Here is an 18,012-nt window from a genome sequence, read left to right as displayed (position 1 = left end):
TCACGGCCGGGAGGCTGCGGCGATGAACAGTGGGATCGCCACCATCAGGCGACCTGTTCTCGCCTGGGTGGTCTGCTCGTCGAGCCAAGCTTCGGCCCGTGCCCGGTCTAGCTTGTCGCCGGCGGCCGCGACCAGACCGGTGAGCATCGGCAGCATCAGCTCGTCGGTGATGATCGGTGTGCGTGCTTCCACGGTGACGTCATGGAACCCGCTGGCCAGCAGCATATTTCGGTAGGCGCGAGCGGAACGGGGGTTGGTGATCGTGTCCGCGCGAGCGTGCACGAGGGCGCGGGTGGTCTCCGGATCGGCGGAGTCGATGATGATGGCGTCCCAATCCTGACCCAGCAGGACGATGCGGCCGCCCGGAGCCAGGACCCGGCGAGCTTCCCCCAATGCCGCCGCGGGGTCCGCGATCTCATGGAAAACCTTGTCGGCACGGTAGCCGGATACCGCTTCATCCGGTAGCGGTAGTGCTTCGGCGGTTGCTCGACGGAACTCCAGTGCGGGCCACCGTGTCCGCGCGATATCCAGCATCTGCTCGCTCGGATCGATACCGATCGGCACCGCACCTCGCTCGGCTAATTCGGCGACCGCGCGACCGGACCCGCAGCCGACATCGACCACGGAGGCACCGTCTTTCAGGCGCAGCAGATCGTAGGAGTGGGCGCGCAGTTCGGCAACGCCCGGCGCGGTATCGATGGCATCGAGACGTTCGATCAAGGTAGACATGACGGCCATCGTGCGACTTAATGTCGACATGAAGTCAAGCCCTGCGGTGACCGGCTCAGGCGCAACGAAGCCGACCGGGTCGGTGGTGGCCGAATGAAGTCGAGCCCCTCGGCGTCCGGCACCGAATCCGTGGCGGACCGAGCGAAGTCAACCTCTCCGACGACCGGCATCGGTTCTGTGGCAGCCCGATTCGGCATCGCCACCCATGTCCTGCGGCATTGGGAATCGGTGGGCCTGCTGACCCCGGCCCGCGATCCCGCCGGACGCCGCCGCTACAACGAGGACGACATCTTCCGCGTGGCGGTGATCCTGCGCGCCAAGGAAGCCGGCTTCACCCTCGAGGACATCCACACCATGCTCACCACCCCGGACCGCTCGGCGGTCTTCGAGCGGCGGCGGACGGAACTGCGGGCGCGCATCGCCACCGCACAGGCCGCGCTCGACTTGATCGAGCACGCGTCGGCCTGCGACCACCCCGACTTCACCACCTGCTCGCACTTCCGAGCGGCGGTCGCCGAGCGGCTGCTCGGGCAGTAGTCCGACGGATAGGCGAGTTTCGGCTCAACCTCCAGCGCGCCGCCGCTGCGAGGCCCGCACTTTGACGCGGTTGCCGCACACGTTCATCGAGCACCAGGTGCGTCCGTGGTTGCGCGAGTGGTCGTAGAACGCCCAGCGGCAGCTCGGTTCTCGGCAGGCTTTGAGGCGCGGCCACGTGCCGGCGGCGACGGCGGTTGCGACGTCGGCGAGCAGGGTTGCGAGTGCGTGGTCGACCGGTTCGCGGGGTTGGGCGACCAGACGTGGCGGCACGCTTGTCACGTCGAGGCGTAGCGGTAGCGCGGCGGTCAGCGTTGCGAGTTGAGTTCGCGCCGCAGGGTCCAAGCCGTCGGGGCGTGGGCTGGTGACGGGTTCGGCGTTGTTCTCGGCGAGTAGCGCGCGCAGACCTTCCCGCAGCCAGACGGCGCGCTCGCGATCGCCGGCGTCGGCGGCGGCCTGCGCGGAGAGAGGAAGCAGATCGTGCGTGTGCAACCAGCTCGTCAACTGCTCGGGCGTGCCGAGCCCGTCACCGTCCGCGCGACGGGTGTTGACGAACTCCACGATCCGGTCCACCGGCGCGAGCCCAGCCGCGGCTTCGATTTCACTTGGCACACCACCATCTTAACTACCTATTGACGGTAGATAGTTAGCTAACTAGCGTTCAGCTCACACCAGTTAGCCACCTCACGCACAAGGAGCCCCATGGCATCGGTCAAGAAAGAGCTCATCATCGAGGCCCCCGCCGAGCAGATCTGGGCGATCATTCGCGATTTCGTCGCCGGACCGGTCCGCATGGCACCCGGTTTCGCCACCGACAGCAAGCTCGACGGTCAGGACGTCCGCGTGGTCGAATTCGCCAACGGGTCGACGCTGCGGGAACGACTCATCACCCTCGACGAGGACGAACGGCGCTTCGTGTACTCGATCATCGGCGGCAGCGTGACACCGGCGCACAACAACGCGTCCATGCAGGTCTTCCCGCACGGCGACGCGCACACCCGGTTCGTCTGGCGGCACGACGTGCTGCCCGCGGAACTCGCGGACGCCTTCAGCCCGGGGATGGACGAAGGTCTGCGCGTCTTCAAGCAGACGCAGGAGGCGGCGGTGTGACCTGCTCGGCGGGTTCCGGCGTCAGCGCCTCGGTCAGGCGCGGGACGGCCAGTTCGCGCTGCCAGGGCCTGGCCCCGCCGGACTTGAGGAAGCCGTCGATGGCGCTGGCCAGGTCGTCGGGCGAGTCCGGGACGTGGTCGTAATCGGGCAGCCCGTCCCAGCACAAGCGGCGGACGAGGTCGGGGGAGAGCAGGTTCTCCACCGGGATCGCGTGCTCGGTGGACAGCTCACCCATCGCGGTGCGCGCGCGGGTCAACCGGGCGGCGGCGGCCGGGTCGCGGCGTTCCCAGCGGTTGACCGGGGGCGGTCCGTCGAACGGCTGGGTCAGCGGCGGTAGGTCGCTGTCGGGCATGGTCCGGCCGCGGTCGATGGCGGCCAGCCACTCGCGGGAGTAGCGCCGCTGGCGCGGACCGCCGAACACCGGCAATGCGCGCAGTTGCGCGATGGTTTTCGGTTCGGCGGTGACGGCCGCGATGATCGCGGCGTCGGGCAGGATCCGGGCGGGCGCCACGTCGCGGCCGCGAGCTAGCGCGTCCCGGGTAGTCCATAGCTCGCGCACCACGGCGAGCTGTCGGGTCCGGCGCAGGTTGTGGATGCCCGAGGTGCGACGCCACCGGTCCGCTTTCGGCGGCGCCGGTTCGGTGGTCCGGACGTGCTCGAATTCCTGTGCTGCCCAATCGGTTTTGCCTTGCGCTTCCAGCTCCGCGGCGACCGCGTCGCGCAACTCCAGCAGCAGTTCGACATCCAGTGCCGCATAGTTCAGCCATTCGGCCGGCAACGGCCTGGTCGACCAGTCGGCCGCGCCGTGCCCCTTGCGCAGCGCGTGACCCAGCAGGTTCTCCACCATCGCGGCCAGGCCGACGCGTTCGAAACCGGCCAGCCGACCGCCCAATTCGGTATCGAACAGCCGCTGCGGGCGCAGGCCGAGTTCGGCCAGACCGGGCAGATCCTGGTCCGCCGAGTGCAATACCCACTCGAGGTCGTTGATCGCGTCGGCCAGCGGCGTGAGCGAGTCGGCGACCGGAATCGGATCGATGAGGAACGTGCCCGCACCCGCGCGGCGCAGCTGAATCAGGTAGGCGCGCGCCGAATACCGGAAACCCGAAGCACGTTCGGCATCGACGGCGAGCGGGCCGGTGCCCGCGGCGAGACGCGCGGCGGCCGCGGCGATTTCAGCGGCGGTGTCCAGTACCGGAGGCACGCCATCCACGGGCGCGAGCAGGGGTGGCGCGCCGGTGGGTTCGGATTCGTCGGGTACGGACATGTTGTTGAACTTTACGTGCAGTGCCGCGGCGGTCGTCGTCCTATCGGGCTTCCGTGTGTCGGGCGGGCGAACAACAACGGAATCGATGGATGCTTTCGTCGATTTCAACGTCGTATTGCCCGCTGGTCTTCCCCGTCGACTACCGCTGGTCCTTCGAGAGGTCCGAACGCATCTGCAACTCGGTGATGCCGGCCGGGGGGAGCCCGGCCGCGTAGGCGAGTACTTCGCAGAAACCTTCTACATGCGGGCGCATGTCGTCGGTGATCGCGGTCCAGGAGGCTCGCAGCTCCAGCTGATGGGCCCGCGGCGGGCCCGCGATATCGCCGTAGCGCACCGAACTCGTCGAGGTCACGGTGCCGCCCAGCGCGGTGAACGGTTCCGATCGCGACTCCAGCGCGTCCACCAGCCAGCTCCACGCCACCTCCGGCAGCAGCGGGTCGGTGGCCAGCGCGGCGTCGATGTCGGCCTGGATGTAGGCGACCAGCCGCAGGGTGCCGTGCCAGGCGTCGTCACCGTCCGGATCGTGCAGCAGGATCAACCTGCCGAACGCGTCGCCTTCCGAATCGACCGGCACCACAGTGGATTCCGGATGTTTTACCTCGGCACCGAGTGCGTACGAATAGGGCGCCAGACGTTGCGGCGGGCGGATCGGCGCCAGCTCGATCCGGGGATGCACGGTTGCGGTGCCCATCGCCTCGACCGCTGCGCGAAATTGAGCTGGCTCGCCATGTGGTCCCTCGGTCGCTGCGGCGCCGTCGCGGAAGTCGAGCGGTGTCACGAAGGGGACGGTAGACCTAGTGCACCCGGCACAGTCGGAGGCGCGCCGCTGTATTGGTGCCGCGTCCGTGGGCCATTTCGTGGTTCCGCGCGCCGCGATCGTCGGCGTGTCGCACTGATTGGGGTGGTGTGAGGGGTGCGGACACGGTCTGTGCGCCGTCGAGCGGCGGGCCGCGGTCAACATCACCGCCGCTGAAATCATCGGTTCGCGATCCGGCTCGGTGTGGTCCTGTTCGAGCCTCGCGAGCGAGCAGGAGCAGGTGCGGCCGGGGTCGGTATGCGCCTGGTCGGGATCGGCCAACGCACCCCTGCGGCGGGGCAGGCGGGGGCAGGATGGCGGCCCTTTACGATGGGCAACGATGAGTACTCATACCCGCCGCCGCCTGACCGATGCTCCGTTCCTGGCCGCCGCTACCGGGGCGACGCCGAGCCGGCGTCCGGTGTGGTTCATGCGGCAAGCAGGCCGGTCGTTGCCCGAGTATCGCGAGCTGCGCAAGGGCGTCGGCATGCTCGAGTCGTGCTTCGATCCGGAGCTGGTGTGCGAGATCACGATGCAGCCGATCCGCAGGCACGGCGTGGACGCGGCGATTCTGTTCTCCGACATCGTTGTTCCGCTGAAGGCCGCGGGGATCGACCTCGATATCGTGCCCGGCGTCGGGCCGGTCATCGCGTCGCCGGTGCGCACCGCCGACGATGTGCGTGCGCTGCCGCGGTTGCGGCCGGAAGAGGTCGGCGCGGTCACCGACGGGGTGCGACTGCTGGTCGACGCGCTCGGTGCGACGCCGTTGATCGGGTTCGCGGGAGCGCCGTTCACGCTGGCGTCGTACCTGGTCGAGGGCGGGCCGAGCAAGAACCACGAACGCACCAAGTCGATGATGTACGCCGACCCGCAGACCTGGCATGCGCTGCTCGGTGCGCTCACCGACATCACCATCGCCTTCCTGCAGGCCCAGTTGGCGGCCGGTGTCGACGCCGTGCAGCTGTTCGACTCCTGGGCCGGCGCGCTCTCGCTCGCCGACTACCGGCGGTTCGTGCTGCCGCACTCCGAACGCGTCTTCGCCGAGATCGCCGACGCGGGGGTGCCGCGCATCCACTTCGGTGTCGGCACCGGCGAACTGCTCGGCGCGATGGGCGAGGCGGGGGCCGACGTGGTCGGCGTCGACTGGCGGGTGCCGCTCACCGACGCGGTGCGCCGGGTCGGACCCGGAAAAGCGTTGCAGGGCAACCTCGACCCCGCCGTGCTCTTCGCCGGTTCGGCCGCGGTGGAGACCGAGGCGCGACGCATCACCGCCGAAGCCGACGAGGCGATCACGTTGGGCGCCACGGGACACATCTTCAACCTTGGCCACGGCGTGCTGCCCGATACCGATCCCGGTGTGCTGACGGCACTCGTCGATTTGGTGCACGAACTGTAGTGCTCGCGCAGATCATGGCGCGGGTGCAGGCGAGCGAGCCGCGCCTCGGTTCCACCAGGTTGGTCGCGATCGACGGGCCGGGTGGAGCTGGAAAGTCAACGCTGGCTGCTCAACTCGCGCGCGCATGTGACGCCACCGTCGTGCCGACCGACAGCTTCGCGTCGTGGGACAACGCACTGGACTGGTGGCCGCGGTTGGAGAGCCAGGTGCTCGAACCGCTCGGCCGTGACGAGCCGGGTCGCTACCAGCGGTACGACTGGGAACAACGCGCGTTGGCCGAATGGCATGAGGTCGCACCGGGCGGTGTGGTGGTACTGGAGGGAGTGTCCGCCGCCCGCGCCGCCGTTCGTGCGCGGCTGTCGCTGGCCATCTGGGTCGACACCCCACCGGCTCTGCGCTTGGCGCGCGGTCTCGAACGCGACGGGTCTGCCGCGCTCCCGCTGTGGGAACAGTGGATGGCCGACGAAGACAACCACTTCGCCACCGACAACTCCCGCGCCCACGCGGACATCATCGTGAGCGGCACGTAACCCACCCCCGCGCTCCGCTGGTGTTGCCGATCTCACTGATCGGGAGAAGACGCACCTACTCTCGGGATTTGCACTCGCTCTACGGCCCTGAAGTCAGTGCGGAGCCCGAGAATCGGTGCGGCTGATGCTCTGCGTGCGCTGGACGGGCGCATAGGTCCGGCCGTTTGCCCGACACCGGGCCCGCGCCGTGGTGCGGGCAGCGCAAGCCGATGCGGCTGCTGTGCGCGGCCGGCCGGTGCCCACTAGAGCGCCCCGAGAGTGGGCGAAGTCGGGTGTGGCGGTCGTCGCTGCGAGGGCGGACCGGTCGCGGGCTATGGGCGGGGGAGGGATACCGTCAGGTTATGAGGATCGCTGTGGTCGGCGGTGGGATCAGCGGGCTGTCCGCTGCATATCGTTTGCGGATGCTGCTCGGGCCTGCGGCGGACATCCTGGTGCTGGATCGGGCCGAGCGGGTGGGCGGGATTCTCTATACCGGTGAACTAGCCAGGGGGCCTTTGGATCTCGGGGCGGAGGCGTTCGTCGGGCGACGGCCCGAGGTGCCGGAGTTGCTGCGCGAGGTCGGGCTGGAGACGCAGCTGGTGACGCCCGCGGGATTGCGGCCCCTGGTGTGGTCGGGCGGGGTGACGCATGCGTTGCCCGAGCGGACGTTGATGGGGATACCGGCGTCGGCCGAATCGATGCGGGGGCTGGTCGACGCGGCGACGATCGAGCAGATCGCCGGGGAACCGCAGCGGCCGCTGGCCTGGGAGCCCGGCGCGGACGTCGACGTGTACCGCCTGATCGCCGACCGATTCGGTGCCCAGGTCGTGGAGCGCAGTGTGGATCCGCTGCTCGGCGGCGTGTACGCGGGGAGTTCCCGTTCGATCGGTGTGCGCGCCGCCCTGCCGACCTTGGCCGCCGCGCTGGACGACGGTGCGCCGAGCCTCACCCACGCGGTGTCCGTCGCGCTGCCGCCGCCGTCGGACGCCCCGGTATTCGGTGGGCTCCGCGACGGTTACCAAGTGCTGCTGGAGGCGCTGGCCGCGCGATCCGGTGCGAAATTCGTCACCGCGACACCGGCCACTCGGCTCGCCCGCGGGTTGCGCGGCTGGGTGGTCGACCCGATCGGCGCGGTCGACGGCGTCGTGCTCGCCACCCCCGCGCCGATCACCGCCCGACTGCTCGGCACCGTCGCACCGGACGCCGCCGCCGCGCTCGCGGGCATCGAACTGTCCTCGTCGGTCGTTGTCGCACTTGCCCTCCCGCGCGACACCGCCCTCCCGCAGAACTCGGGCATCCTGATCGCCACCGGAGAACCATTGCGCGCCAAAGCGTTCACGCTGTCCAGCCGCAAGTGGACCCACCTCGCCCAACGCGAAACAGCCTTGGTCCGCGCCTCATTCGCCAAATTCGGCGACGACTCGACCCTGTCCTGGTCCGACGCCGACCTGATCACCGCCGCCGCCGAAGATCTGGCCACCGTCACCGGCGTCCCCATCAACCCACTGTCCGCGGTAGTTCAACGCTGGCGCGTCGGACTGGCCCAATACGCCCCAGGACACATCGATCGCATCGCCGCCATCGAACAGTCCGTCGCCACCCTCGACGGTCTCGCCATCGCCGGCGCCTACCTACACGGAGTCGGCGTCCCCGCCTGCGTCGCGTCGGGCAACGCCGCCGCCTGCCGCATCGCCACTGCCGCAACCTGACTCGTACTCGCGGCTGGCTTCCGCACGGCGCGGGGCGTCCCCGCCTGTGTCGCCATCGGCACGGCATCGGCGTCCCCACCTGCATCGCCCACGCCGCCTGCATCGCGTCGGGCGATGCCGCTGCCCCGCCGTATCGCCACTGCGGCAAGCCGACTCGTGCTCGACGCTGTCTCCCGCAGAGCGCGGGTGTCTCCGCTGGCAGCGCCTACGCTGTCTGCGCCGCCGCAGGCAATGCTGCACGCGCCGCATCGCTGCTGCCGCAACCTGACTCGTACTCGCGGCTGTCGCCCGCACGGACAGGCGTCCCCGCCTATGTCGCCATCGTAACGGGGTCGGCGTCGCTGCCGGGACCGCCTCCCGCAACGCCGCTGTCGGACTGCCGCAGGCTGATTCGTACTCGCGGCTGTCTCGCGCAGGGGACGGGTATCCTCGCCGGCATCACCGGCGCCGCCTGCATCACCGGCGCCGCCCGCATCACTGTCCGCGTCGTGTCAGGCAATAGCCCTGCTTGCGTCGGTCAGGCCATGCCGCCGCGCATCGCATCTGTACGCCCGCAAGTTATCTCGTCCCCGAGCCTGTCCAGCGCACTGCATCGGCAGCTTGCTAGCTTCACCTCGAGCGTTGCGGCATCGCTGCCGCGAGCGACGAAGCGCGACCGGCGATTCGACGTGAGCCCACCACCGGCGATAGCTGCGGGCTGGCTGCGCTGTAGCCATTTCAGCAGCGGATGCCGGGCTACCAGCAGGCGTTGGCTCGCCTGCACCCAGCGGCGGAACGTGACCAGGACCGCAGGGCAGAGTCAATCTTGCGGGTGGCACGATGGGGGCATGGCGCGACTCGATTATCAGGAACTCAACTCGACCATTCGCTACCTGATGTTCTCGGTGTTCCAGGTGCAGCCGGGTGTGCTCGGCGACGACCGGGCTGCCGCGATCAAGGAGGCGCGGGCGTTCTTCGAGGGTCTTGCCGATCGTGACGTGGTGGTGCGCGGCGTCTATGACGTGGCGGGGATGCGCGCCGACGCCGACTTCATGATCTGGACGCACGCCGAGCGCGTCGAGGATCTGCAGGCTGCCTACGCCGACTTCCGGCGCACGACCGAGCTGGGCCGGGCCAGCGCCCCGGTGTGGAGCAATGTGGCGCTGCACCGTCCCGCGGAGTTCAACAAGAGTCACGTGCCCGCGTTCCTGGCCGGCGAGGACCCGGGCAACTACATCTGCGTCTACCCGTTCGTCCGCTCCTACGAGTGGTATCTGCTGCCCGACGACGAGCGGCGCAAGATGCTCGCCGACCACGGCAAGGCCGCCCGCGGCTACCCCGACGTGCGCGCCAACACGGTCAGCTCGTTCGCCCTCGGCGACTACGAATGGATCCTCGCCTTCGAGGCCCCCGAACTGCACCGCATCGTCGACCTGATGCGCGACCTGCGCGCCACCGAGGCCCGCCTGCACGTCCGCGAAGAAGTCCCCTTCTTCACCGGCCCCCGCGTAGAGATCGACAAACTCATCAACGCCCTGCCCTGAGCTAATGACCGGCAAGCCCCGGGTTTTCGGGGCGTGCGGGTCGGGGCGGGGAAACGTACTCTTCGGTCCAGTGCTTGGTTGCGGATTACTCCGCTGCGCTGTCCGAGGGGTGCAGTCGCAGCGAGATGGAGTTGATGCAGTAGCGCTTGTCGGTGGGCGTGTTGTACCCCTCGCCCTCGAACACGTGGCCGAGGTGGCTGTGGCAATTCGCGCACAGCACTTCGACCCGGTGCATGCCGAGGGTGTCGTCCGATTTCAGGATCACCGCTTCGGACTTCGCCGGATCGAAGAACGACGGCCACCCGCAATGTGAGTCGAATTTCTCTGTGCTGCGGAACAATTCGGCACCGCAGGCGCGGCATTCGTAGACGCCATCGGTCTTGGTGTCGGTGTATTCACCGACGAAGGGTCGTTCGGTGGCGGCCTCGCGCAGCACCGCGTATTCCTCGGGGTTCAGCTTGGCGCGCCATTCCTGCGGCGTCAGCTGGATCCGCGGCGCGGGCAGGGACGTATCGGCTTCGGAACTCATCACTCCACGCTAATAGGTTTCGCCACCGTCGTCGCGGAGCCATTGGCTGAGCTGGGCGAATCAGTCGTGGTGGCGTGCGCACCGCTCGGCACAGGCTTGAACCAGGTGGGGTCGATGCCGAACGCCAGACGCCCTTCCCGCTTCGCGGCCAGATACCGCTCACCGAGCACGCAGAAGATCACGATCACCAGCAAACCCCACCCGAAGGTGATGCGCAGATACTCGAGGTCGCGACCCCAGTGCTGCCAGCCGGGTCGCTCGGACAGCCACTTGTCGTAACTCATGAACCCGAATACCGCCAACCATGCCGGCCAGTTGCGCATTACCGAATTGCGCAGCACCACCGTCATCAGGAACGGGAACAGCATCATCGAGTAGTACATCTGCCCCAGCGACAGCAGCAGGAACGACCCGGCGAGCAGCACACCGGACGCGGTGCACACGAAGAACAGCTCGTCGTCGCGGTAGTAGCGGTACAGCAGCCACAGCGAGATGGCGACCAGGATGCCCATGCCGACCCGGATGCCCCAGACCAGCCACGGCGGCAGCCCGTAGTACTCGCCGTTGCCGGGGATGGAACTGTTGAAGTAGTCGCGGGTCTCGAACAGGTACGGCGCGGTGTGGCTGAGGAACTTCTCCGGGTCCTTCGACATCGGCCAGGCGATCGCGGTCAGCACGATCGGCACACCCAGCGCGGTGATGAACACCTTCCACTGCCCGCGAACCAGTGCGATCAATAGCAGCGGTGCCAGCGTCGGTTTCACCGCGAGACTCAATCCGAGTGCGAGACCTGCCCACAGGTCTCGCCGTTTGAGCAGCAGATGCAGGAACAGCAGCTCGGCCAGCAGGATGCACCCGTTGACGTTCGTGAACACCAGCGTGTTGGTCACTGTCTCCGACATGAACATCGCCAGCAGCAACACCGGCGCGACAACGGAATTCACGGTGAACCGGAACAGCCGCAGCAGCAGATACCAGGCGAGGATGATCGCGGCGGCGTTCAGGAGGATGAACAGCCAGCGGGCCTTCTCGTAGTCGTGCACCCACGCCACCGGCGCGATGAGCAGTGTGCCGCTCGGGTAGTAGAGGTAGTGCGGATCGACCGAATCGAAGTTCGCCGTGTACACCGGCCGCCCGTTGAGAAAGTCGAGCGAGGCCTGGTAGACCGGCCGGAAGTCGTCGGTGATGAAACCATTGACAGCCTTGATGAAAACCCGGTTCAGCACGGTCATGACCGCGATGGGCCAGAGTGCGAACTTGATCACCTCGGCGGTGGTGCGAGCAGTGCGGGGCTCGAGCTGTCGAAGTAACACTGGGGCACGGTACACCGGATCAGGTTGCGACGGTTGTCCGGACCTGTGCGACGCGCCGCTAGAAGGGCTGTTCGCGGCGGCGGATCAGGCGGGGCAGGCGGTGCCGTCGGCGGGCAGCTTCGCGTCCTTCAGATACTCGACCATGGTGCGCTGCGCACAACTCGAGTGGTTGGACACCGGGTGGCCCCAGCCCTGCCAGGTGACGCCCGCGTGCCGCGCCCCCGCCGCGCCGAGCGCTCCGGCGACCGACGCCTGCCCGGCATTGCCGACCACCGGGTCGGCGATTCCGCCGAGCACTAGCACCGGAATGCTGAGTTTCTCCGGCATTCCAGGCGCGGTCGACACCGGCCAGGCCGCGCACTCCATCAGCCCGACCGCCATGTTCTTACCGAACACCGGGTACTTCGCATCCCAGGTGCCCATCAGTTCCTTGGCCTTGGTCGGCGTCGGCGGTTGCTGAGTGTCGGTGCAGCGGTTGACGAATTGACCGTCACCGCCGATGGCCGCCGATTCGCGCTGGATCAAGGTGCCGAGCGCAGCGCGGTCGCCGCGCCCGGCCGCGGACAGCGCGTCGGCGAGTTCGCGAACCCGGTTGGACTGGTCGGCACGCGGGCTGCCGAGGAAGCCGGAGACCGCGGTGAGCAGCGCGTTGACCGAGATGTCGCCCAGCCCACCGGAACCGGCCCGGTTGACCAGATCGGTGATCGCGGCGCGCGGATCCGGGCCGAGCGAACAGCTGACCCCGGTGCAGCGCTGCGCGAAGGCGGTCAACGCGGCCTCCGCGCCTTCGAGCTGCTGTTCGGCCCTGGTGACGGCGTCCGCGCCGACGGCCTCGGGGGAGTCGAGGACGAGCCGGGCCAGGTGATCGCCGTACTTGCGGGCGTAGCTGAGCGCGACCTTCGCGCCGTTGCCGGTGCCGAGCAGCGCGATGCGCTCGACCTGCCATTGCCTGCGCAGCTGTTCGAGGTCGTCGGCGGCGTGCGGTGCGTCGAAGGTGCCCTCGTAGGGCTGCAGGAAGTCGCGGCAGGCGATGGTGCCGTCCTGGCTCAGCGAGACCATCGCGTCGACGGGATCGTTTGCGCCCGGCCCGAATTGGGCGTTGTCGGCCAGTCCTTTGCGCACTTCGGCGGACAGGCAGTCCAGCGGCTGCGAGCTGCCGATGCCGCGCCGGTCTACCGCGACGATCGGGCGTGCGGCCAGCACGGCGCTCGCGGGGCCGACGGCGAGTCCGGCGAGGGTGGCCGTGGAGGAGCGGTCCGCGCCGGAGGTGAGGACCAGCGGGGCGGCGTCCGCGGGCGTCTGCGGCAGCCGGGCGCGCATCGCGGCGGCGCGGAAGTTGCCGAGCACGCTGCCGCCCGCGTCGATCGGGGTGGTGTACTCCGCGCAGTCCAGCACCAGGCCCGCCGGAGCGGGGCCGAGGCCGAGCAGGTCCAGCGTCGGCGTGGTGCAGTCCTTCCACGGCAGGTCGGTCTTGGGCACGTCGGCGCTCGGCGGCGGGGCCGGGGCGGCCGAGGTGGTGGCAGTGCCGCCGACCCGATCGCGCTCGACGGCGACACCGGGACGGTCGGAGGGTCCCGCCCCGCATCCGGCGATCATGATCGAGAGTGTCGCGGCCAGCACGACGGCCCGAGTCCAGCGCATGCGCTACAGCCTGCCAGGTTCGGGCGGTTGTTTCATGCACGGGCCCATCGGGTCAGCATCGTGCCGTCGTCGTCGAGCAGGATGTGCGCGCGGGACATGGGTCGGTCGAACTCGTGCGCGGACAGCGAAATTCGCCGCGCGGTGCCACCGACCAGCAGAGGTGCGGTAGTCAGGCACAGCTCGTCGACGGCGTCGGCGGCCAGCAGCTCGCCGAACAAATGCGGGCCGCCCTCACACAGCACGCGATGTAACCCGCGCTCGGCGAGCACTCGCAGCAAGGCCTTGGGGGTCACCGCGAGATCGCCCGCCTCGACCACATCCGCGCCCGCGTCGGCCAGTTGCTGTTTGCGGTCCGCCGGGGCGGTGGTCGTGGTGATGATCAACGGCGGGACCGTCGTATCGGTGAGCAGTCGGGCGCCCACATCGATCGCCGCGCTCGCGGTGACCACCGCGATCGGCGGCGCCGTACCGTCCGGATGACCACCGATGCCGCGCTCGTGCAGCGCCCGCCTGCGCTGCGGATCGGTCCTGGCCCCACCGTAGTTCTCGGCGCGGACCGTGCCCGCGCCAACCAGGACCACGTCGGCGAGTTCGCGAAGCATCAGGAACACGGTTTTGTCGGCCGGTGTGCCCAGGCCCGCGGACTGTCCATCGCTGGTCGCGGCGCCGTCGATGCTGGACACGAAGTTCGCGCGGACATGGGGCTCGCGAAGCTCGGCCGGGTACGCGTACAGCTGGGCTAGGTCGTCCGGTGTCAGGTCTGTGAGCTGGATCGCATTGTGGCTACGCTGCATGAACATAGATCTCACCACGTCATTAGGCTTCGCACATGCAAGAACGCCTCGTCGACCGCCACCCTGAGGTTCCGGCCGACCAGCTCGTCGCCCAGATGGTGCCCCCGCCGATGTTCGACGAGGTCAGCTTCGGGTCCTACATTCCCGACCCCAAGGAGCCGAGCCAGGCGGCGGCGGTGCGCAAGGCCGAGGAGTTCGCCGGCGAGGTCGCCAAGATCCACAAGGCTGCGAACAAGAAGAGCCTGTTCGGCAAGAAGAAGCAGGTGTCCGGCGCGGGGCTGTACCTCGACGGCGGGTTCGGTGTCGGCAAGACCCACCTGCTCGCCTCGATCTTCCACAGCGCGCCTGCGCCGAAGTCGTTCGGCACCTTCGGTGAGGTGACCAATCTCGTTGGCGCCCTTGGCTTCAGCAATGCGGTGGAGCGCTTGTCGGCGAACAGCGTGCTGTGCATTGACGAATTCGAGCTCGACGATCCCGGCGACACCATGCTGGTCTCGCGGCTACTGACCGAGCTGTCCGCGAAGGGCGTCTCGATCGCGGCGACCTCGAACACGCTGCCGGGTCAGCTCGGCGAAGGTCGTTTCGCCGCACAGGACTTCCTGCGTGAGATCAAGAAGCTCGGCTCGATCTTCGAACCGGTGCGCGTCGACGGACCGGACTACCGGCACCGCGATCTGCCGCCCGCGCCGGAGCCGACGTCGTCGGCGGTGCTGACCGAACGGGCCGCTGCCACACCGGGTTCCACGCTCGACGACTTCGACGCGCTACTGAAGCATCTGAGCACGCTGCATCCGTCGAAGTTCGGCGCGCTGATCTCCGGGGTTTCGTCGGTGTTCATCGCGAACGTGCATCCCGTCGCCGATCAGGCCGTGGCGTTGCGTGTGGTGGTGCTGGCCGACCGGCTCTACGACGCGAGCATTCCGGTGACCGTTTCCGGAGCCAAGCTCGACCAGATCTTCTCGCAGGAGATGCTCGACGGGGGTTACCGCAAGAAGTATCTGCGGGCCATTTCGCGGCTGCTCGCGCTGTCGCGGTTCGAGGTCGCGGCGTAAATCGCACCGTTTGACCAACTGATGTTTCAGTTGGTTTGCTGGCGCATCGGGGGAACCGATGATTAGGAGCACTCGCATGACCCGCTCGCTTCGTACCCCGATCGCGCTGGCCGCCGGACTCGCCGTCGCCTTCGGCCCGGTGACCGGCGCCGCGCTCGCCGAACCGCCCGCCGCGTCGGCGGTCGCGTTCGACCGGTCGCTGAACTTGCAGGGTGTGCAGAATGCCCGCGACCTCGGCGGATATCGGACCGGCACCGGCCAGACGGTCCGCACCGGCCTGGTCTACCGCACCGGTCAGCTGAACAACGCGACCCCGGCCGACCTCGCCGAGCTGTCCGGCCGTCAGGTCCGCGTCGTGGACGATCTGCGCACCGTCTACGAGCGCGCGATCGGACCGGACAAGGTGCCCGCCGGCGCGAGCGCCAACTGGGACGACGTCATCGGCCAGGCCCCGCCCGAGGTGCTGGTCAGCACGCTGACCGGCGGCGACAGCCTCTACCGCGCGTTCATCACCGCCCCCGGCGCCAACCAGGCCTTCGCCGCGGTGCTGCACGACATCATCGCCACCGACGGCGCGGTGCTGTTCCACTGCACTGCGGGCAAGGACCGTACCGGCTGGACCGCCGCTGTCCTGCTCACCCTCCTCGGCGTCGACCGCGACACCGTCAACCAGGACTACCTGCTGTCCAACCAGTACCGCAACGCCACCCCCGCCGACCCGATCAACGGTGTCCAACAGCCTTGGCTCGACGCCGCTTTCGACCAGGTGAACCAGACCTACGGCAGCTTCGACAACTACCTGCGCACCGGCTTGCAGCTCACCGACACCGACCTCGCCGCACTGAAAACCAAGCTGCTCGCCTGATTCAGGAGCGGTGCTCGGCGTACCAGCGGTCGATCAGGGCGGGGAGTTCCTTGCCCATCCAGACGAAGAATTCGTGCATGTCGCGGACGCGGGCGGCCTTGTCGCCATCGGGGTCGTCGAACAGGGCGAGGCCGCGGGAGGTCATGGTGGTGAGGTCGCTGTACATGCCGCTCTGCTGGCGGGTCAGTTCGGGCAGGATGCCGGGGCGGATGGCGTAGTAGTCCTTGCGGTCGCCCGGCTTGGACATCTTGTCGACCCAGCGCATCGTGACGAGGGTCTTGAGCGCGCTGGAGATGGAGCCTTTGGAGGCTTGCAGTGCGTCGGCGATCTGGCCGAACGTCTGCTCCGGCGGATCGGCGATCAGGAGCCAACCGGCTGCTCGGCCAACCATCCGGACCAGACCCATGCGCTCCAGGACGAGAGCGAAATCCTCCACGAAGGCCAGCTGTTCCGGGGTGGGGTTGTCCTCGCTCATCGGTCGAGTATCCCTTCGATAGTGTGGATAGGGGTAAACGGGGCGGCCGTGTCGGCTCGCCCCGTCCGGTGCGGTCAGACCGCGAGATCGCGGCGTTCGAAGGCGCGCAGCGCGAGCCCGAGGGCTACGGCGGCGAGCGCGATCAGGACTGTCAGATGGGCGCCGTTCCACCCGTTTACCAGTGGCGAACCGCCGTTCGCGTAGTAGAAGGGCGACATCTTGCGCAGCCATTCGGTGCCGTCGAACATGCCGCCGAGGTTATTGGCGAGGTAGCCCGCCACCGCGACCAGCGATGCGAGTCCCAGTGTCAACGAACGCTTTCCGGTGACCGCGCCGATCAACAGTGTGATCGTGCCGATTGCGAAAGCCAGCAGTCCCACCCCAGCGCTCGCAGCCAGTACGTGTCCGGCGGGAATGTTCAACGTGCCCGCGGTCGCCCCGGCAAGAACGCTCAGCGTGAGCACGGCGGTGACCACCGTGGTCTGCACCGCCAGTGCGGCACATCGTTGCGCGAGCAGGTTTGTTCGGCCGATGGGCTGGGCCAGCAGCAGGTCCAGCATCCCGTTCTCCTCCTGGGTCACCGACCTGCTCGCGAAGGTGACCGCGAAGATGAGCAACAACAGCAAGCCCATCAGCGAGAAGACCGTCGCATTGAGATATCCGGTGGCACTGGCGAAGTCGCTCAGGCCCATGGCTTCATACATCCGGTTCTGCTTGATATCGAGGGAGCCCTGCTCCTTCAAGGACTGGTAGGACGGCAGATACAGCAGCGGGACGACGGCCATGCCGATCGACCAGCCGACGAGTCCGCGGCGCTGTTCCTTCAGTGTCTGGGTGAAGGCCGAGCGAGTCATGTCGAGTTCTCCTGTGCGATAGGTAGGTTCAGCGCCCGTACAGGCTGAAGAAGATCTGCTCGAGGTCCGGCTCGGTGGACAGCACGCTCACCAGCCGGTACTTGGCCGCGGTCTTGAACAGCTCGTCCACCTCGCCTTCGGTGGTGCAGCGCAACGTCTTTCCCTCGACGCTCAGCTCGCGCACCCCGGGCAACCGGGCGAAGTCGTCGGCGAACACCTCCGCGCCGAACACCAGCTCGACCGAACGCGTTGCGCGCCTGCGCAGTTCGTCCACGTTCTCGGTGCCGAGCAGCTGTCCGGCGCGCATGATGACGGCCCGATCGGCGGTCTGCTGCACCTCGCTGAGGACGTGCGAGGACATGAACACGGTCTGCCCGTTGGCCTTGGCCTCGGATACCAGATCCAGAAACCGTTGTTGCAGTAGCGGATCCAGGCCCGAGGTGGGCTCGTCCAGGATCAGCAGATCGGGCCGGTGCATGAAGGCGGCGACGAGGCCGACCTTCTGCTTGTTGCCCTTGGACATGGCGCCGACCTTCCTGGACAGGTCGAGGTCGAGCAGGTCGGCGAGCTCGATGATCCGGCGCGCCGGCACGGTGCCGTGCTGATCGGCGAGGAAACCGAGCAGCTCACGCGCGGTATTGCGGCCCTCGATCGCTAACTCGCCCGGCAGATAACCGATTCGCCTGCGCAGCTCCGCGCCGCCTGCCCTGGGATCGATGCCGAGCACCTCGACGCGACCCGCGGTCGGCCGGATCAGGTCGAGCAGGATGCGGATGGTGGTGGACTTGCCCGCGCCGTTGGGGCCGAGGAAGCCGAACACCTCGCCCGGCTGCACGGCCAGGTCGAGGCCGGTGATGGCAACGTGTTTGCCGTAGTGCTTGGTCAATCCCTCGGTGCGGATCGCGGCGGTCATGACTGC

Annotated in this window: 19 protein-coding genes; 8 read left to right on the top strand and 11 right to left on the bottom strand. The window is 68.3% G+C overall.

The window, feature by feature from the left end:
* The gene (locus NN4_RS37930) at nucleotides 1–729 is read right to left on the bottom strand and encodes a methyltransferase domain-containing protein (RefSeq protein ID WP_246181305.1); all 729 of its coding nucleotides are present in this window, start codon (nucleotides 727–729) and stop codon (nucleotides 1–3) included.
* Between the two features lie 177 nt (nucleotides 730–906).
* Between NN4_RS37930 and NN4_RS37925 the strand changes: the two genes are divergently transcribed.
* Nucleotides 907–1,266 carry a MerR family transcriptional regulator gene (locus NN4_RS37925; RefSeq protein WP_246181304.1) on the top strand — a complete coding sequence of 120 codons (360 nt, stop codon included), beginning with the start codon at nucleotides 907–909 and terminating at the stop codon, nucleotides 1,264–1,266.
* A gap of 24 nt (nucleotides 1,267–1,290) precedes the next feature.
* Here NN4_RS37925 and NN4_RS37920 read toward each other — a convergent pair whose 3' ends face one another.
* Nucleotides 1,291–1,875, bottom strand: coding sequence for a CGNR zinc finger domain-containing protein (locus NN4_RS37920; protein ID WP_222595242.1), 585 nt, complete (start codon nucleotides 1,873–1,875; stop codon nucleotides 1,291–1,293).
* A gap of 90 nt (nucleotides 1,876–1,965) precedes the next feature.
* Between NN4_RS37920 and NN4_RS37915 the strand changes: the two genes are divergently transcribed.
* Nucleotides 1,966–2,373, top strand: a complete 408-nt coding sequence (locus NN4_RS37915; protein ID WP_147141262.1) for an SRPBCC family protein — start codon at nucleotides 1,966–1,968, stop codon at nucleotides 2,371–2,373.
* Here NN4_RS37915 and NN4_RS37910 read toward each other — a convergent pair.
* Together NN4_RS37910 and NN4_RS37905 are read right to left on the bottom strand one after the other, a co-directional pair.
* On the bottom strand, nucleotides 2,345–3,637 hold the full coding sequence (locus NN4_RS37910) for an HRDC domain-containing protein (protein ID WP_147141260.1): 1,293 nt from the start codon (nucleotides 3,635–3,637) through the stop codon (nucleotides 2,345–2,347). The two genes, NN4_RS37915 and NN4_RS37910, sit on opposite strands and share 29 nt — an antisense overlap.
* 139 nt (nucleotides 3,638–3,776) lie before the next feature.
* On the bottom strand, nucleotides 3,777–4,415 hold the full coding sequence (locus NN4_RS37905; protein ID WP_147141257.1) for a DUF3000 domain-containing protein: 639 nt from the start codon (nucleotides 4,413–4,415) through the stop codon (nucleotides 3,777–3,779).
* Nucleotides 4,416–4,773: 358 nt separating this feature from the next.
* On the opposite strand from NN4_RS37905, the gene hemE reads away from it, so the two are divergent.
* From hemE to hemQ, 4 genes are all read left to right on the top strand, one after another.
* Entirely contained in the window at nucleotides 4,774–5,829 is a 1,056-nt protein-coding gene (hemE, locus tag NN4_RS37900) for a uroporphyrinogen decarboxylase (RefSeq protein WP_147141254.1), read from the top strand.
* Entirely contained in the window at nucleotides 5,829–6,359 is a 531-nt protein-coding gene (locus NN4_RS37895) for a uridine kinase family protein (RefSeq protein WP_222595241.1), read from the top strand. Before hemE ends, NN4_RS37895 begins: the two co-directional genes overlap by 1 nt.
* 341 nt (nucleotides 6,360–6,700) lie before the next feature.
* Nucleotides 6,701–8,047, top strand: coding sequence for a protoporphyrinogen oxidase (locus NN4_RS37890; protein ID WP_147141251.1), 1,347 nt, complete (start codon nucleotides 6,701–6,703; stop codon nucleotides 8,045–8,047).
* A gap of 827 nt (nucleotides 8,048–8,874) precedes the next feature.
* Complete coding sequence (gene hemQ, locus NN4_RS37885) at nucleotides 8,875–9,570, top strand: hydrogen peroxide-dependent heme synthase (RefSeq protein ID WP_147141248.1); 696 nt, start codon at nucleotides 8,875–8,877, stop codon at nucleotides 9,568–9,570.
* 85 nt (nucleotides 9,571–9,655) lie between these two features.
* Here the strand turns inward: hemQ and msrB are convergent, their stop codons facing one another.
* From msrB to NN4_RS37865, 4 genes are all read right to left on the bottom strand, one after another.
* Nucleotides 9,656–10,099: a peptide-methionine (R)-S-oxide reductase MsrB gene (gene msrB / locus NN4_RS37880; protein WP_107658092.1), complete on the bottom strand. Its 444-nt coding sequence runs from the start codon at nucleotides 10,097–10,099 to the stop codon at nucleotides 9,656–9,658.
* The gene (locus NN4_RS37875) at nucleotides 10,099–11,412 is read right to left on the bottom strand and encodes a glycosyltransferase family 87 protein (RefSeq protein WP_186818824.1); all 1,314 of its coding nucleotides are present in this window, start codon (nucleotides 11,410–11,412) and stop codon (nucleotides 10,099–10,101) included. Before NN4_RS37875 ends, msrB begins: the two co-directional genes overlap by 1 nt.
* Before the next feature lie 84 nt (nucleotides 11,413–11,496).
* Nucleotides 11,497–13,053: an alpha/beta hydrolase gene (locus tag NN4_RS37870; RefSeq protein WP_147141240.1), complete on the bottom strand. Its 1,557-nt coding sequence runs from the start codon at nucleotides 13,051–13,053 to the stop codon at nucleotides 11,497–11,499.
* Between the two features lie 32 nt (nucleotides 13,054–13,085).
* Nucleotides 13,086–13,847, bottom strand: a complete 762-nt coding sequence (locus tag NN4_RS37865) for a pyrimidine reductase family protein (protein ID WP_147141304.1) — start codon at nucleotides 13,845–13,847, stop codon at nucleotides 13,086–13,088.
* A 35-nt stretch (nucleotides 13,848–13,882) separates the two neighbouring features.
* Here NN4_RS37865 and zapE point away from each other — a divergent pair, with 35 nt between their 5' ends.
* A complete protein-coding gene (zapE, locus tag NN4_RS37860) occupies nucleotides 13,883–14,899 on the top strand; it encodes a cell division protein ZapE (RefSeq protein ID WP_147141238.1) in 1,017 nt (338 codons plus the stop codon).
* A 76-nt stretch (nucleotides 14,900–14,975) separates the two neighbouring features.
* Nucleotides 14,976–15,764: a tyrosine-protein phosphatase gene (locus tag NN4_RS37855; protein ID WP_147141235.1), complete on the top strand. Its 789-nt coding sequence runs from the start codon at nucleotides 14,976–14,978 to the stop codon at nucleotides 15,762–15,764.
* 1 nt (nucleotide 15,765) lies between these two features.
* On the opposite strand, the gene NN4_RS37850 is transcribed toward NN4_RS37855, so the two are convergent.
* The 3 genes from NN4_RS37850 to NN4_RS37840 all read right to left on the bottom strand — a co-directional run.
* On the bottom strand, nucleotides 15,766–16,239 hold the full coding sequence (locus NN4_RS37850; RefSeq protein WP_147141232.1) for a GbsR/MarR family transcriptional regulator: 474 nt from the start codon (nucleotides 16,237–16,239) through the stop codon (nucleotides 15,766–15,768).
* Between the two features lie 74 nt (nucleotides 16,240–16,313).
* Nucleotides 16,314–17,093, bottom strand: a complete 780-nt coding sequence (locus NN4_RS37845) for a DUF2705 family protein (protein ID WP_147141228.1) — start codon at nucleotides 17,091–17,093, stop codon at nucleotides 16,314–16,316.
* Between the two features lie 28 nt (nucleotides 17,094–17,121).
* Nucleotides 17,122–18,012 (bottom strand): ABC transporter ATP-binding protein (locus tag NN4_RS37840; protein ID WP_246181303.1); only part of this gene is annotated, 891 nt, incomplete at its 5' end.

The sequence above is a fragment of the Nocardia ninae NBRC 108245 genome, from assembly GCF_007990755.1.
GTDB lineage: Bacteria > Actinomycetota > Actinomycetes > Mycobacteriales > Mycobacteriaceae > Nocardia > Nocardia ninae.
Note: the sequence above shows the minus strand (reverse complement) of the source record. Positions and strands in the feature narration are given on the sequence as shown.